The organism is Candidatus Infernicultor aquiphilus (genome assembly GCF_002784285.1).
GTDB lineage: Bacteria > Atribacterota > Phoenicimicrobiia > Phoenicimicrobiales > Phoenicimicrobiaceae > Infernicultor > Infernicultor aquiphilus.
This window is the reverse complement of the sequence record NZ_PFKO01000284.1, coordinates 1-15,752: the sequence shown is the minus strand read 5'-3', so window position 1 is coordinate 15,752 and position 15,752 is coordinate 1. Positions and strand designations below refer to the sequence as shown.

General features: G+C 30.9%; 13 protein-coding genes. All 13 read left to right on the top strand.

Going from position 1 to position 15,752, the window contains the following annotated elements:
• Window positions 1-15: 15 nt before the first annotated feature.
• Window positions 16-1,698, top strand: coding sequence for a peptidoglycan D,D-transpeptidase FtsI family protein (locus COZ07_RS07710; RefSeq protein ID WP_406607990.1), 1,683 nt, complete (start codon window positions 16-18; stop codon window positions 1,696-1,698).
• Window positions 1,699-1,843: 145 nt separating this feature from the next.
• Window positions 1,844-3,316, top strand: a complete 1,473-nt coding sequence (locus COZ07_RS07705) for a Mur ligase family protein (protein ID WP_406607989.1) — start codon at window positions 1,844-1,846, stop codon at window positions 3,314-3,316.
• Window positions 3,317-3,319: 3 nt separating this feature from the next.
• On the top strand, window positions 3,320-4,756 hold the full coding sequence (gene murF / locus COZ07_RS07700; protein WP_406607988.1) for a UDP-N-acetylmuramoyl-tripeptide--D-alanyl-D-alanine ligase: 1,437 nt from the start codon (window positions 3,320-3,322) through the stop codon (window positions 4,754-4,756).
• 9 nt (window positions 4,757-4,765) lie between these two features.
• The gene (gene mraY, locus COZ07_RS07695) at window positions 4,766-5,716 is read left to right on the top strand and encodes a phospho-N-acetylmuramoyl-pentapeptide-transferase (protein WP_406607987.1); all 951 of its coding nucleotides are present in this window, start codon (window positions 4,766-4,768) and stop codon (window positions 5,714-5,716) included.
• A 232-nt stretch (window positions 5,717-5,948) separates the two neighbouring features.
• Complete coding sequence (ftsW, locus tag COZ07_RS07690; RefSeq protein WP_406607986.1) at window positions 5,949-7,073, top strand: FtsW/RodA/SpoVE family cell cycle protein; 1,125 nt, start codon at window positions 5,949-5,951, stop codon at window positions 7,071-7,073.
• Window positions 7,073-8,191, top strand: coding sequence for an undecaprenyldiphospho-muramoylpentapeptide beta-N-acetylglucosaminyltransferase (gene murG, locus COZ07_RS07685; protein WP_406607985.1), 1,119 nt, complete (start codon window positions 7,073-7,075; stop codon window positions 8,189-8,191). Before ftsW ends, murG begins: the two co-directional genes overlap by 1 nt.
• A 49-nt stretch (window positions 8,192-8,240) precedes the next feature.
• Entirely contained in the window at window positions 8,241-9,629 is a 1,389-nt protein-coding gene (murC, locus tag COZ07_RS07680; RefSeq protein ID WP_406607984.1) for a UDP-N-acetylmuramate--L-alanine ligase, read from the top strand.
• Window positions 9,630-9,640: 11 nt separating this feature from the next.
• Window positions 9,641-10,555 carry a UDP-N-acetylmuramate dehydrogenase gene (murB, locus tag COZ07_RS07675; protein WP_406607983.1) on the top strand — a complete coding sequence of 305 codons (915 nt, stop codon included), beginning with the start codon at window positions 9,641-9,643 and terminating at the stop codon, window positions 10,553-10,555.
• A gap of 71 nt (window positions 10,556-10,626) precedes the next feature.
• The gene (locus COZ07_RS07670; protein WP_406607982.1) at window positions 10,627-11,433 is read left to right on the top strand and encodes a cell division protein FtsQ/DivIB; all 807 of its coding nucleotides are present in this window, start codon (window positions 10,627-10,629) and stop codon (window positions 11,431-11,433) included.
• An 83-nt stretch (window positions 11,434-11,516) separates the two neighbouring features.
• Window positions 11,517-12,755: a cell division protein FtsA gene (gene ftsA / locus COZ07_RS07665; RefSeq protein WP_406607981.1), complete on the top strand. Its 1,239-nt coding sequence runs from the start codon at window positions 11,517-11,519 to the stop codon at window positions 12,753-12,755.
• Between the two features lie 58 nt (window positions 12,756-12,813).
• Window positions 12,814-13,872, top strand: coding sequence for a cell division protein FtsZ (gene ftsZ, locus COZ07_RS07660; RefSeq protein ID WP_406607980.1), 1,059 nt, complete (start codon window positions 12,814-12,816; stop codon window positions 13,870-13,872).
• A gap of 406 nt (window positions 13,873-14,278) precedes the next feature.
• A complete protein-coding gene (nrdR, locus tag COZ07_RS07655) occupies window positions 14,279-14,728 on the top strand; it encodes a transcriptional regulator NrdR (protein WP_406607979.1) in 450 nt (149 codons plus the stop codon).
• 45 nt (window positions 14,729-14,773) lie between these two features.
• Window positions 14,774-15,752: anaerobic ribonucleoside-triphosphate reductase (gene nrdD / locus COZ07_RS07650; RefSeq protein WP_406607978.1), on the top strand; the 979-nt coding region annotated here is incomplete at its 3' end.

Here is a 15,752-nt window from a genome sequence, read left to right as displayed (position 1 = left end):
AGGTGGGAATTGTTATTGCTTTCCAAAGAAAAAAAAGAACGTCTTACTTTTTTATTCATATTATTTATAATTTTTTATTTTTTATTAATTTATAGATTATATAACATTCAAGTTATTCAAAGTAATAAATTTGAAGAAATTGCCCAACAAGAGCATCTCACTTCTTTTTCTATTGAAGGAGAGCGAGGTAATATTTATGATAGAAATTTAAAGAAGTTAGTTGTTAATGTTGATGTTCAATCCTTATTTGCTATCCCACCTAAAATTAAAAATCCTCAAGAGGCCGCTTTAAAAATATCTTTAATTTTAAATTTAGAAACCAAAGAGGTATTAGATAAATTAAATCAGAAAAGACCTTTTGTATGGATAAAGAGAAAATTAAATGAAACAGAAGTTGAAGAGATTAAAAAATTAAATTTAGAGGGATTAGATTTTTTAAAGGAGAGCAAAAGATTTTATCCTCAAAAATATTTAGCTTCTAATTTAATGGGATTTGTAGGGATAGATAATCAAGGTTTGGAAGGTTTGGAGTCATTTTTTGATCAGGAATTAAAAGGATTACCTGGTTTAGTAGTTTTAGAAAGAGATGCTTCGGGAGGGGAAATACCACTTAGCATTAAAGAACTAAATACTCATCGGGACGGAAATTCTATTGTTTTAACTATTGATGAAGTTATACAGTATATTACTGAAGAAGCTCTAGATAAAGCTTTTCAGAAATACAAAGCTAAAGCCGGAGTTGCTATTGTAGTAGAACCAAAAACTGGCGAAGTTTTGGCAATAGCAGTAAGACCTTCTTATGATCCAAATTATTTTAATAAATATGCTCTCGATTCTTGGAAGGACCTGGCCATAACTAATACCTATGAGCCGGGATCAACCTTTAAAATCGTTACTATAGCTACCGCATTGGAAGAAGGAGTAGTTAAATTAGATGATCAGTTTTATTGTAAAGGGTGGATAAATTATAATGGACATATTTTTCACGATATACACCAACATGGCTCACAAAATCTTACCGATATAGTAAAGAATTCTTGTAATGTAGGTATAATTCAAGTTGGAATAAGGTTAGAAAAAAAGGTTTTTGAAACATCTATTAGAAGATTCGGATTTGGAACGTTAACCGAAATAAATTTACCTGGTGAAGCAAATGGATTAATAAGAAGTTCTAAAGATTGGTCAAAAATATCTTTAGCCTCTATATCTATAGGGCAGGAAATTTCAATAACTCCTATCCAATTAATAATGGCTGTATCAGCTATAGCTAATCGAGGGACTTTGATGAAACCGTTGATAGTAAAGGAAATTTTAGATTCTAATCAAAATAGCGTTAAAGTATTTAAGCCCAAGCCAGTGCGGCAAGTAGTATCAGTTGAAACAGCTTTAACTATGACTAAAATATTAGAACAAGTAGTGATTAATGGAACTGGCATGGAGGCAAAACTTGATGAATACCAGGTTGCCGGGAAGACTGGAACTGGTCAAATATTTGATTTTGCTACTGGTAAATACTCTAATAGTGCTTATACTTCATTATTTGTAGGTTATGTACCAGCTGAAAATCCCAAAATATCTATTTTAATTTTATTAGATCAACCTAAAGGTAGTTATTACGGGGGAACGGTGGCTGCTCCGGTATTTAAAGAAATTGCTTCCAAAGTCCTCCCTTATTTATCAATTCCACCCAATCAATAGCGTATAGCGTTGAGAAATAAGTATATAATAATATGTAGGGGCAGATCTTGTATCTGCCTGTTACAAGGTTAGTATAACAATTGAAACACTATACGCAATACGATATACTATATACGAATCAGGGAAATTAGAGGTAATTTATGCTATGAAGTTAAGCGAACTGATAACTAACTTAGAAGTTAAGGAAGTTTTTGGCGATTTAAATTTAGATATTAAAGGAATTTACTATGACTCTCGAAAAATAAAGAGAGATTTTTTATTTATATGCATAAGAGGTTTTACTTTCGATGGGCATCATTTTATTGCTGAAGCTATTAATAAAGGTGCTATTGCTCTGGTAGTAGAAAAAGAAATTAACCTCAGACCCGGTATTACTGTAATCAAGGTAAAGGATAGTCGCAAAGCTTTAGCAATTTTAGCTAATCAATTTTATGGTTTTCCTTCCAGTAAATTAAAATTAATTGGAGTTACTGGAACAAACGGTAAAACTACCATTACCTATATGTTGAGAATTATCTTGCAGGAAGCAGGTTATAAAACTGGACTTCTTGGTACTGCTCAAAACATAATTGGTGATAATATTGTCTCTTCTCATATGACTACTATGGAATCAGTCGATTTACAAAAAGCCCTCCAAGAAATGGTAGAAAAAAAGAATAGCTATGCGGTAATGGAAGTATCTTCACATGCCTTGCAATTATCTCGAGTAGAAGGTTGTAATTTTGATCTAGCTATTTTTAGTAATATTAGCAGAGAGCATTTCGAAATCCATAAAAATTTTTCTAATTATTTAGAGGCAAAGAAAAAATTATTTTTAAGTTTAAATAAAAGTAAAAAAGAAGCTTATAAAAAATTTGCGATAATTAATATTGACGAAGAGTATAGTAAAAATTTTATAGATTGTAATGAGGTCAATTTAATGACCTATGGAATAAAAAAAGAGAGTAATGTTAGGGCTAAAAATATAGAAATGGATATTAAAAATTCTTCATTTATAGTGGAGACACCTATAGGTGATACTAAGATAGTTTTAAATTTTAGTGGAGTATACAACATATATAATGCTTTAGCAGCTATAGCAGCATCTATTTCTCAGGGTATTCCTTTAAATATAATTTCCCAAGCTTTAGGTAAGTTTTATGGGGCTCCTGGAAGATATAAAATGATTGAATATGGTCAGAATTATACTATTATTATAGATTTTGCTCACAATTATCATGGATTAGGAAATATATTGCAGAATTTACACCGCTATGCTTCTCGTAATATAATTACTGTATTTGGACATGGAGGAGAAAAATATAATAAGGTAAGAGTTACCATAGGAGAAGTTATAGGAAAATATAGTGATTATGTAGTAATAACTGCTGATAACCCTAAAAGTGAGGATCCTGTAAAGATTGCTAAAGAGATTGAAAAAGGGGTTAAAAAAACCAATAAAGAATATATTATAATTATCGACCGAGCGGAAGCTATTAAACATGCTTTAGGTAAAGCTAAAGAAGGAGATATAGTTTTGATAGCTGGGAAAGGACCTGAAAATGAACAAATCTATAAAAATAAAATTCTTCACTATAATGATGAAGAAGTAGTAAGGAAAATATTAATGGAGAGATAAAAATTGGAAGGGTATAAAGTTACAGAATTGATAAAAGCTACCTCAGGAAGGTTAATTCAGGGTGACCAAGATCGCTTAATAAATAGAGTTTCTATAGATAGTAGGAATCTAGCTCCCGGTGATTTATTTTTTGCCATAATTGGTTCCCGTTTTGATGGACATAATTTTATTGGAGAAGCTCTTAATAAAGGATCGGTGGGAGCAGTAATTTGTAAAAATATTGGTAATTTGTTACAGAAAGAAGAGCTAAATAAAGATAAAATTATTATCCAAGTAAAAGATACTCTTTCTGCTCTGCAAGATTGGTCTAAGCATTATAAAAATAAATTTAAAACTTTTAATATCTGCATTACCGGTAGTAACGGAAAGACCACCACCAAAGAGATCATTGCTCATATATTATCTCAAAAATTCTCTCTTTTAAAAACCTCTTGTAATTATAACAATGAAATTGGAATCCCTCTTACTTTGTTACAGCTTAATGCATTACATCAGATATTAGTGGTAGAGATGGGGATGAGAGGTTTAGGAGAGATAAAAGTTCTTACTAATCTTGTCCATCCTGATTTAGCAGTGATAACTAATATTGGAGAGGCCCATATTGGTTTATTAGGATCAAGAGATAATATTTTTAAGGCTAAATCAGAATTGTTACAATCATTAAACCAAGATGGTATAGTAATTTTAAATAGAGATGATCCCTATTTTTTAAAGACCTTGGAAATGGTTAAAGGCAAGAAAATGATTACCTTTGGCCTTGAGAATAAAAGTGATATTATGGCTTTTAATATTAGAATGATCAGCGACAGAGGAATGAAGTTTACCCTTAAAATAAAAGATGTTGAAGACCGAGAGATATTTTCCCCTTTATTAGGAAGGTATAACATTTATAACGCACTTGCTGCTTCTGCAACTGCTTTTGCTTTGGGAGTAGAAATGGATTTAATTGAAAAAGGCTTAGCTTCTTTTAAACCATTAGAAATGCATATGTATTTAAAGAATTTTTATGATGATATTAAAATCTTAAATGATTCCTATAATGCTAGTCCATTAGCAGTAAAAAAGGCTTTAGAAACTTTAGTAGAAGTGTCACAAGGAAATAGAAACGTAGCTATCTTAGGAGATATGCTTGAATTAGGAGAAAAGACTAACTTTTATCATCAAGAAATAGGAAGAGAAGTAGCAAAATTATCTATTAATCTGCTAATTACTGTTGGTGAAGGAGGAAAGATAATTGCTAAATCTTCTAAAGATGAGGGAATGTCAGAAAATAAAATTTTTTCTTTTGAGAAAAGTGAGAAGAAAAAATTGGTTAAAGAACTATTAAATCTAACTAGACCAGGAGATTTTGTCTTATTAAAAGGTTCTCGAGAAATGAAGATGGAAGAGATCTTAGAATTTTGGCAAAAAGAATATCAAAAAAATAATCTCACCACCTAGGGGGGCATAATGACCAATTGGCTATGGATAATTTTAATTTCGTTTATAATTCCAGTTATTACTTTGCCATTTTTTGTAAATTATCTTAAAAAGCATAAAATAGGACAGAGAATTCGTCAGGAAGGGCCAGATCTTCATCAACATAAAATGGGAATACCCACCATGGGAGGAATAATTGTTCTTCTTACTTTGCTAATAGTAATTATACTGCTTGTCCCTTATAATAAATATATTTTATGGTCGTTAATCATTACGGTCGGTTTTGGCCTTATCGGTTTAATTGATGATTTAATAAAATATTTTAAAAAACGTTCATTAGGTCTTAAAGCTAGCTATAAATTATTTCTTCAAATTATCTTTTCTCTAATAGTTATTTTTTTTATTTATCCAATTGGTGATTTGGGTACAGAAATTTATCTTCCTTTTTTGAAGAAAAGTTTAGATTTAGGTAGATTGTTTGCACCTTTTGTAGTCTTGGTAATGATTAGCTCGGTAAATGCTTTAAATTTAACTGATGGTTTAGATGGACTAGCTACCGGATTGATATTTATTGCTATGTTGACTTTTGCTTTAATCGCCTATATTCAAAATATTTTGCCGATGAGTCTTTTTTCTCTAATAGTTGCCTTTACTTGCCTCGGTTTTTTAGTCTATAATTTTTTCCCGGCTCAAATATTTTTAGGAGATGTAGGTGCTTTTGCTTTAGGTGGCGCACTTGTATCTATAGCAATTTTTACTAAAACAGAACTATTTTTATTGATCATTGGGGGAGTATTTGCAATTGAAACTTTATCAGTAATCTTACAGGTAACTTCTGTAAAATTAAGAAAGAAAACTATTTTTAAGATGAGTCCGATTCATCATCATTTTGAACTTTGTGGATGGCCAGAACCAAAAATTGTGATCAGGTTTTGGATAGCGGGAATAATACTGGCTATTATTGGGATAGCCAGTATATAATATCGAGTATTTAGTATCGAGTATCGAGTATATAGTAAGAAATTAAAGAACAATAATTTCTAAATTCTAATCTCTTTTCTTTACTATATATATAGTAAAATATAGTAATAAGTGATGAGTAATGTGTAACAAGTAATAAGTTTTGGATTTGAAAAAAGTAGGGGCGTATTGCATACGCCCTCAAGAGGCTTTAACGCAATACGCTAACTACAAAATATGGAGTTATAATGAAATGATAATAGAAAAGAAATCTCCTGATCTATGGGTTTTTATAACTGTAATTATTCTAACGGCTATTGGCGTATGTATGGTCTTTAGTTCAAGCTATGTTATGGGTTATAAGTGGTATGGAGATAGTTATTATTTTTTAAAGAAACAATTATTTTTTAGTATAATAGCTTTAATAGTATTTTTTTTCGCCATATTTACCGACTACCATCACTTTAAAAAATTTGCTTTACCTCTCTTAATTTTATCTATTATTTTGCTATCCATGTTATTTATTCCAAACCTGGGGAGATCTGCTGGGGGAGCAAAGAGATGGATTAAGATAGCCTTTCTTCCTTTCCAACCTCAACCTTCTGAACTGGCTAAATTTGCTTTAATTTTATATATGGCAGAATTTTTAACCAGGAAACAATTAAAAGATATAAAAACATTTATTAAAGGGATATTACCCTCAATAATTATTGTGTTAGTTATGTTTTTATTGATTTTAGAAGAACCTGATTTTAGTACTTCCTTAATCATTCTAGGTATTTCCTTTATTATGTTATTTATTGGTGGAACTAGGGTCCTTCAACTTTATTCGTTGATAATAGCCTCAATTCCTTTCGGGATTTTTATGTTATTAAAAGAAGAATATAGAAAGATAAGATTGCTTTCTTTTTTGAATCCATGGAAAGATCCTTTAGACAGTGGGTTTCATATAATACAATCTCTATTAGCTTTAGGTAGTGGTAGAATCTTGGGAATTGGATTGGGGGCAAGCAAGCAAAAATATTTTTATCTTCCTGATCAACATACGGATTTTATCTTTTCCATTATTGGGGAAGAGTTTGGGTTTATAGGTACTCTTATAATAATTATTCTGTTTATAATATTACTATGGCGTGGATTTAGGATAGCTTTGAATTCAGTTGATGAATTTGGTACTTTATTAGCTGCTGGGATTACTTCTATGATAGTTTTTCAGAGTATAATCAATGTAGGAGTAGTAACTAAGATAATCCCTACTACTGGTATTACTTTACCCTTCATAAGTTTCGGAGGCTCATCTTTAATTATGAATATGTTTTGTGCCGGAATTTTATTGAATATTTCCCGGTATAAAATAAAAGAGGGTGGAGTTAATTAATGTCAATAAAGGCAATCATATCTGGTGGTGGAACAGGCGGACATATATATCCTGGAATTAGCTTAGCTTATGAAATAAAAGATAGAAATGTAAATAATAAGGTTTTATTTATAGGAACAGAAAGAGGCTTAGAATCAAAACTTATACCTCGGGAAGGTTTTAAATTTGAGAAAATTTCTGCTCGAGGTATCCAACGAAAAATATGTTTTGAAAATATAGTGGCTATTTTAATTTTTTTTATATCACTATTTCAATCTTTTAAAATTATAAAAAGATATAAACCAGATTTGGTTATCGGAACCGGTGGCTATGTAAGTGGTTCGGTTGTTTTGATGGCTGCCTTACTAGGCATTCCAACTTTTATTCATGAACAGAATGTAGTCCCTGGAGTTACCAATAAATTTTTATCTCCTCTAGCAAGGGCAACATTTTTAAGCTTTGATCAATCGCGAAAATACTTTAGCCACCAATCAAAATTAACCTTAACTGGCAACCCGATTCGATTTAAAAATTTAGAAAGAAATAAAAGCAAAGATTACCAAAAATTTAATCTTGATCCCTTGAAAAATACCATATTAGTCTTAGGAGGTAGCAAGGGAGCAGCTTCAATTAATAGAGCAGTAGTGCAAGGAATAAGTATAATAAAGGAAATTATTAAAAATAAATGGCAAGTTTTGTTGATTAGTGGGCAAGATGATTATAGTAAAATAATCGAAATAATTGGAGAAGATAATAAAATATTCTTTGTAGAGCGCTATTTATATGATATAGAAAAAGCATATTCTTTGGCTGATCTAGTGATTTGTCGAGCAGGAGCTACGACATTAGCTGAAATTAGTGCTTATGGGATACCTGCAATTTTAATACCTTATCCCTATGCGACTAACCATCACCAAGAAATTAATGCTCGTATTTTAGAAAGAGAGGGAGCTGCGTTAGTAATTTTAGAAGAAAATTTATCTGGAGAAAAATTAGCCAAGGTTTTAGTCGATTTAATTAAAGATGAAAATAAATTAGAGATAATGGCAAAAAAAAGTAGAGGATTAGATAAGGTCGATTCAGCTGCAAAAATCATAAATATTATTTTTAATTATATTAGAAAAAAAAATAAAAAATAAAAGATATTTTTCAATACGATATACGAGAAGAGGAGGGATATTATTGTTAATGAATGAACAAAAATTACATATACATTTTATAGGTATAGGCGGAGCAGGAATGAGTGCTTTAGCTTTAATCCTTCTTGATTTAGGCTATAAAATTAGCGGTTCTGATATTAGTCCTTCCAAGATAACTAATAGATTAATGGATAAAGGAGCAATTATTTTTGAGAATCATAACGAAAATAATATAGAAGGAGCGGATCTAATAGTAGTTTCATCAGCAATTCCCGAATCTAACCCAGAAATTGAAGCTGCTTTAAAGAAAAATATAAAAATAATTAAAAGAGCTAAGATGTTGGCAAATCTTATGGATCATAAATACGGAATAGCCATTGCCGGTACACATGGTAAAACTACTACTACTTCTATGATAAGTCTATTATTAGAAAAAAGTGGTTTAGACCCTACGGTAGTAATAGGAGGAGAATCAAACAATATTAAAAGTAATGCCAAATTGGGAAAGGGAAATTATATTGTTGCAGAAGCTGACGAAAGTGATGGCTCTTTTTTAGAATTAAATCCACATATGGCTATAGTCACTAATATAGAAGATGATCATTTAGATCATTACAAAAATATAGAAAATGTTCTAAAAGATTTTATGAAATTTATTAATCAAGTTCCTAATGATGGACAGGTGGTTTTGTGCAAGGATTGCGATAATGTGAAGAAATTAATAAAAGAATATGGAAAAAGTTATATTTCTTATGGAATATCTACAGAAGCAGATTTTATGGCTAAAAAAATAGAATTAGATAAATTAAGTTCTAGATCAGAAATATATTGGCAGGGTGAAAAAATCGGTAATCTTCATTTAAATGTTGCGGGATATCATAATATTTTAAATGCCTTAGCGGCAATTGCTGTTGCTCGAGAATTGAGAATGAATTTTAAGCAAATTGCAGAAATATTAGAAAGCTTTCAAGGAGTACAAAGAAGAATGGAAATAGTTGCCAATATCGATGGTAAAATATTAATTATGGATGATTATGCTCACCATCCTACCGAAATCAAAGCAACCTTAAGTGCTTTAAGGAATAGTTGGGAAAATAGAAGAATAATTGTCGTATTTCAGCCTCATAGGTATACCAGGACTAAACTTCTGGCAGAAAAGTTCGGTAAGGTATTTTTTGATGCTGATCAGGTAGTTATCACTGATATTTATTCAGCCAACGAACCACCAATATCTGGAATTAGTGGAGAAACCATATTTAATGAGATTAAAAAAGCCAATCATAGTTATGTAAAATATATACCCTCTAAAGATAATATTTTAAGTTTTTTATACGAAATTGTTCAACCTGGAGATGTAATAATAACTATGGGAGCAGGAGATATTTGGACTGTTGGTCAGGAATTGGCTAAACAATTAAAGAGAACGAAGGTGTCTTAATTTATTTGAGAATGAATCTAGAAATTATAAGTAATGAATTAAAAAAAAGAGAAATTAATAAGATAGTTAAATTTAATGAACCATTAAAGAAGCATACTTCGTTTAGAATCGGTGGACCTGTTGACATTTTTTGTACCCCTAATACTATCGAAGAATTAAAAAAAGTTATTTCTATTTCCAAAGAATATGATATTCCCTTTTGGGTAATTGGGAACGGAAGCAATATATTAATTTTAGATCAAGGGGTAAGAGGGATAGTAATTAAATTAAACCAGGGTTTTAAAAAAATAATATTTCTGGATAAAATTGTAAAAGTAGGAGCGGGAGTATCTTTAATATATTTAGGTAAAATAGCTTTAAAGAGAGAATTAAGTGGATTGGAATTTGTCTGTAATATCCCCGGAACTTTAGGTGGAGCAATAATTAATAACGCTAGTTTTAATGGAAACTGCATGGCAAATATAGTGCAAGAGGTTACTTTTTTAACTGAAGAAAATAATCTAGAGAGCGCATCTAAATCTGATTTAGATTTTAATTATCGGAAATGTAATTTAAAAGGTAGGTCAGCTATAATTTTGGGAGCAACCTTACAATTAAAAGAGGGAAATAAAGAAAAAATAGAATCTAAAATAAGAAAAAATATTAAAATCAGGAAAGCTAAACAGCCTATCGATAAATTGAGTGCAGGTAGTATATTTAAAAATCCACCAGGTTATTATGCCGCTGAATTAATAGAAAAGGTTGGAGCAAAGGGACTCTCTCAAGGTAAAGCTGAAGTTTCTTGTAAACACGCTAATTTTATTATAAATAACGGGAATGCTACCGCAAGGGATGTTTTATATTTAATTGAAGAAATAGAGAAAAGAGTAAAAGAAGCTTTTAATATTGAATTAAATCGGGAAATACAAATTCTGGGTGAACCGTAAAAACGTATCGCGTATCGTGTATTGCGTATCGCGCAAAATCATATAAAAAGAAACCAGGGGAAAATGGAAGAATGATTAATGATAATGAAAAAGAGAATGAATTAGAGGAGGAAGAAGAAGAGGAAGAAGAAGGCGAAAAAAGCCAATATTTTGGAGTAAAAGTAACCAAAATATTGATTTTTTATTTAATAATAGGTTTTTTAGGTTGGAATTTTTTTAATTTTATGTTTGACTCGAAATTTTGTAATATTGATGAAGTTATAATTAAAGGAAATAGTTATCTTAGCGAAAATGAAATATTTGCTAAGTCTCAGATAAAATTAGGTAAAAATATCTTTAAGTTAGATTTAAATAAAGTTATAAACTCTTTAAAGGAAGAACCCTGGATAAGAGAATTAGAAGTAAAGAGGGTAATACCTAATAAAATAATCATTTCTTTAGAAGAAAGAAAAGCAGCAGCAATTGTATATATCGGAGAAGAATATTTTATTTCGAGCAAAGAAGGAATAGTTTTATCTAAAATTGATAAAACCAAGAGAGGATTTAATCTACCTTTAATATTAGGATTAAAAATTACTGAAATAAAAATAGGTAAAAAAATAGATGAAACTGAGTTTAGGACAGCATTAGAAATTATTAACTCAGCAGAAGTGATATTACCTAAGAAATTTTGTATCATAAAAATATTAGCTCCAGATGATTTTATGATTTGCAATGAAGATGATACATTGAAAGTTAAGTTAAATAAACCAGAGGAGATTATTAATAAAGAAAAATTATTAAGAGAAGCTTTAGAAAAGATTGAAAATGAGAAGTTATTAGTAGAATATATAGATATGAGTTTTAAAGATAGTTTAATAATAAAAGTAAAGAAATAAGATTTGTAAAAAAAAGATATCAGTTATTTACTTAAATTAAACAGTAGTGTATGATATTTAAAAGCAGGCAGGAGGTTATAGATATGGAAAGAGATGAAATAGTAGTTGGTTTAGATATAGGTACTAGAAAAGTATGTACGGTTATAGGTGAATTAGGTGAAGATAACCAAATAGAAATTATTGGCATAGGCACCTCCCCTTCATTAGGAGTAAAAAAGGGAGTAATTATAGATTTGGATCAAGCTATTCAATCTGTAAAACAATCTATCGAAAGTTCTGAACGTATGGCCGGAGCTCGAATTGATTCTGTTTTTGTTTCTATTGCGGGAAGTCATATAACATCTGTAAATAGTAAAGGGGTTATTGCCATTTCTGAAGCATCTTCAGAAATTACTGAAAGGGATATTGAAAAGGTTATAGAAGCTGCTAAAGCGGGAATAGTTTCTCCGGAGAAAGAATTAATTCACATTTTAAGTCGCGAATTTGTGGTAGATGGCCAAAGTGGAATAGTGGATCCACTAGGAATGTCTGGTACACGATTAGAGTGTAAAGTCCATATTATAACTGGTTCGAGTACAGCGATACAAAATTTAATTAAATGTGTAGAAGGAGCAGGAGTAAATATTGAGGAAATTATTTTTGGAACTTTAGCTTCTAGTAATGCGGTTTTAAGCAGTACCGAGAAAGAGTTGGGAGTTTTATTAATTGATATTGGTGCTGGAACTACTGAAATAGCGATTTTTGTTAAAGGTGGATTAGCTTATTCTGCAGTTTTGCCGGTAGGGGGTATTCAGATTACTAATGATTTAGCTATTGGTTTAAGAACTTCTGTAGAAGAAGCTGAGAAGATAAAAATTAATTATGGAACCGCTATTGAAAATAGTATTTCTCCTGAAAAATTAGTAGAAATTTCCAGTATTAATGAAAAAGATAAACAAAATATATCTAAAAAATACCTGGTAGAAATTATTGAGCCTCGAGTTAGTGAGATATTTAGTTTAGTAGGAGCTGAAGTTAGAAAATCTGGGTATTATGATATGATTCCCGGAGGAATAGTTATAACTGGAGGTAGTTCTTTACTGCCTGGTATTTCAGAAGTTGCTGAAAAGGTCTTAAATTTACCTTCTCGATTAGGAAGGCCCCATTACCAGGGGGAGTTAGCAGATATGATAAATGACCCCTCCTATTCTGCAGCAGTTGGATTATTGAGTTATGCTACAGAGAGATATTCTATCGGGAGGTCTTTTAAATTATCTAGAAAAAAAACAGGATTAAAAAATATTTTTGGAAAAATTTATAGTTGGTTGAGAGATTTTTTTTAGTTGTTTTCATTATTTTAAGATAAGTTATTATTTTGTTATTTTGTAAGGAGGTTATAAATTGCCTAACTTTAATAATAAAGTAGGACAGTTTGTGGAGATAAAAGTTATTGGTGTGGGTGGCGGCGGTGGTAATGCGGTTAATAGAATGATTGAATCGAAATTACAGGGGGTTGGATATATTTCCGCTAATACTGATGCCCAAGTATTGGCCCTTTCTAATGCAGAACAGAAAATACAAATTGGTAGTAGTATAACTAAGGGATTAGGTAGTGGATCAAACCCAGAAATTGGTCGTCAAGCTGCCGAAGAAGATAAAGATAAAATTTTAAACGCCTTAGAAGGAGCAGAAATGGTATTTATCACCGCAGGTATGGGAGGTGGAACTGGAACTGGTGGAGCTCCAATTATCGCTAAATTATCTAAAAGTTTAGGTGCATTAACCGTTGGAGTAGTGACTAAACCTTTTTCTTTTGAAGGCCGCATAAGAATGAAACAGGCTGAAGAAGGGGTCAAATTATTAAAAGAATGTGTGGATACTTTAATTGTAATTCCTAATGATAGGTTACTTCAAGTAGTTGATAAAAATACTTCTATCTTAGAGGCTTTTAAAATTGCCGATGAAGTTCTATTACAAGGGATTCAGGGAATTACAGATATTGTAATTGAGCCCGGTTTAATAAATGTAGACTTTGCTGATGTAAAAACGATTATAGCCAATGCTGGCACAGCTATAATGGGAATGGGAAGAGCTAGTGGTGAAAACCGAGCTATAAAAGCAGCAGAGAGAGCTATAAATAGTCCAATTTTGGAGACAAATATCCAAGGAGCTAAAGGGATATTATTTAACATTAGTGGAAGTTCAAATTTAACTTTATATGAAGTTAATGAAGCGGCTGAAATAATTTCTAAAGCGGCTAATCCTGAAGCAAATATAATTTTTGGAGCAGTAATTAATAAAGAATTAAATGATGAAGTGAAGATTACGGTAATTGCTGCCGGATTCGATGCCTTAGAGAAAAGAAAAGAAGAATATAAATTTGAAGAGATTGATTTTAATAAAGAGAAGATAAGTTATAACGATTTAGAAATCCCTACCTTTTTAAGAGAGAAAAAGTAAAAAATAGCTTATAGCGTATAGCAGGAATTTAAAATTCAAAATTTTTTCAAATAAAGTATATTTTTTAGTGTAGGGGTCGAATTTATTCGACCCGTTTTTTTACGGGTTTGATGCCTGTCTGTGCGTACCTGTCTGCGTGCGTACACGCACAGGCAGGCACGCACAGGCAGGCATCAAACCCCTACCCATTCTTCATTACGGACAGACACAAGGTCTGCCCCTACATATTATACATTACTATTTTCTTCTGTCTTCTGAATTCTATTTAAAGTCTACCAGATAAATCCCTTATTCAGGCATTGAAATTTTTATTTATATTTATAAAATATCTAGCGATTTCTTCTTGACATCACCATAGGTAGTGTATTATTATAAATATAAACCTACATTTAGGGGTGGGTATAAAATGAAATGTCCTTTTTGTAGTTATTATGATACCGGAGTAATTGAATCCAGACATCTAGAAAACGAACTAGTAATCAGAAGAAGAAGAATTTGTAAGAAATGCAAAAAAAGGTTTACCACTTACGAGAGAATAGATTTAATTCCCTTAATGGTAATAAAAAAAGATGATCGCAGAGAAACTTTTTCTCGAGAAAAAATAGCTAATGGTATTATTAAAGCCTGCGAAAAAAGACCAATAAGTATGGAGACTATAAGTAATTTAGTAAGTGATATAGAAGATACCGTAAAGAATGAAGGAGTAAACGAGGTTAAAAGTAGCGTAATTGGAGAAATAATTATATCAAAATTGCGTATCCTGGACGAAGTAGCTTATGTAAGATTTGCCTCCGTATATAGACAATTTAAAGATGTAAGTAGTTTTGTAAAAGAGATTAAAAAACTTAGCCAATAAAAGACTGATTTAATTTTGTAATTATATTTTATTAGAGGATTTAAAATGACAAATACCGTTATAAAAAGAGAAGGTCAGTTAGTAGAATTTGATCGGAAAAAGATAGTTGAAGCTATTTTTGCTGCTATGCAAGTAATGGGAGAAGAGAATAAATCCAGATCAGAAAAAATAACTGATCAAGTAATTAAAAAACTAGAAGAAAGATTTAAGGATAAGATTCCTCAGGTGGAAGAAGTTCAAGATATAGTAGAAGAAACATTAATTAAGGAAGGAATGGTAAAAGTCGCTAAAGCTTATATATTGTATCGAGATAAGAGAAGTAGAATTCGAGAGAGTTTAAAAGTTAGAAAAAAAATAGTAAATCATAAGAGTATGACCGATCTTTCCTTGTTGGTTTCTGCTCCAACTTCTGAGAATATCTTTCCCTGGGATAGAGAAAAAATTGTCCACGCTTTAGTGAAAGAAGCAGAAACGCCTTTGAATATTTCTAGAAAGATAGCTAAAGCAGTGGAAGAAAAGATATTCGATTTAGGATTAAGTGAGATAACTACTTCTTTAATTAGAGAATTGGTTGATAATGAATTATTTGCGAGAGGATACGAGCATAAGTGGAGAAAGCAAAAGATTATCGGGATACCTACTTTTGATTTGAAACAATTATTCTTATCTAAGAGTAAAGAGAATAGTAATATTGGAACCAACAATCCAGAGGCGATAAACTTGACTATTGCTGAAAATACTATCAAACAATATATGCTACAAGAAGTTTTTTCCAGAGAAGTAGCTAATGCCCATTTAAAAGGTTGGATTCACATTCATGATTTAGGCTACCCTCGAATTTATTGTTCAGGTCATTCCCTCGAATATTTAAAAAAATATGGTTTGAAATTAGAAAATTTAGATACTTCTTCTGCACCAGCTAAGCATACTAGAACTTTAACCGGTCATTTAAACACCTTTTTGGCTTCTATGCAAGCCTATTATGCTGGTGCTTTAGGTATTGGTTATTTAAATATCATTTACG

Excerpts from the sequence above, each read along its gene's own strand:
- COZ07_RS07705 (WP_406607989.1), top strand. The coding sequence starts at position 1,844 with ATGAAGTTAAGCGAACTGATAACTAACTTAGAAGTTAAGGAAGTTTTT.
- mraY (WP_406607987.1), top strand. The coding sequence starts at position 4,766 with ATGACCAATTGGCTATGGATAATTTTAATTTCGTTTATAATTCCAGTT.
- ftsW (WP_406607986.1), top strand. The coding sequence starts at position 5,949 with ATGATAATAGAAAAGAAATCTCCTGATCTATGGGTTTTTATAACTGTA.
- murG (WP_406607985.1), top strand. The coding sequence starts at position 7,073 with ATGTCAATAAAGGCAATCATATCTGGTGGTGGAACAGGCGGACATATA.
- murC (WP_406607984.1), top strand. The coding sequence starts at position 8,241 with ATGAATGAACAAAAATTACATATACATTTTATAGGTATAGGCGGAGCA.
- murB (WP_406607983.1), top strand. The coding sequence starts at position 9,641 with ATGAATCTAGAAATTATAAGTAATGAATTAAAAAAAAGAGAAATTAAT.
- COZ07_RS07670 (WP_406607982.1), top strand. The coding sequence starts at position 10,627 with ATGATTAATGATAATGAAAAAGAGAATGAATTAGAGGAGGAAGAAGAA.
- ftsA (WP_406607981.1), top strand. The coding sequence starts at position 11,517 with ATGGAAAGAGATGAAATAGTAGTTGGTTTAGATATAGGTACTAGAAAA.
- nrdR (WP_406607979.1), top strand. The coding sequence starts at position 14,279 with ATGAAATGTCCTTTTTGTAGTTATTATGATACCGGAGTAATTGAATCC.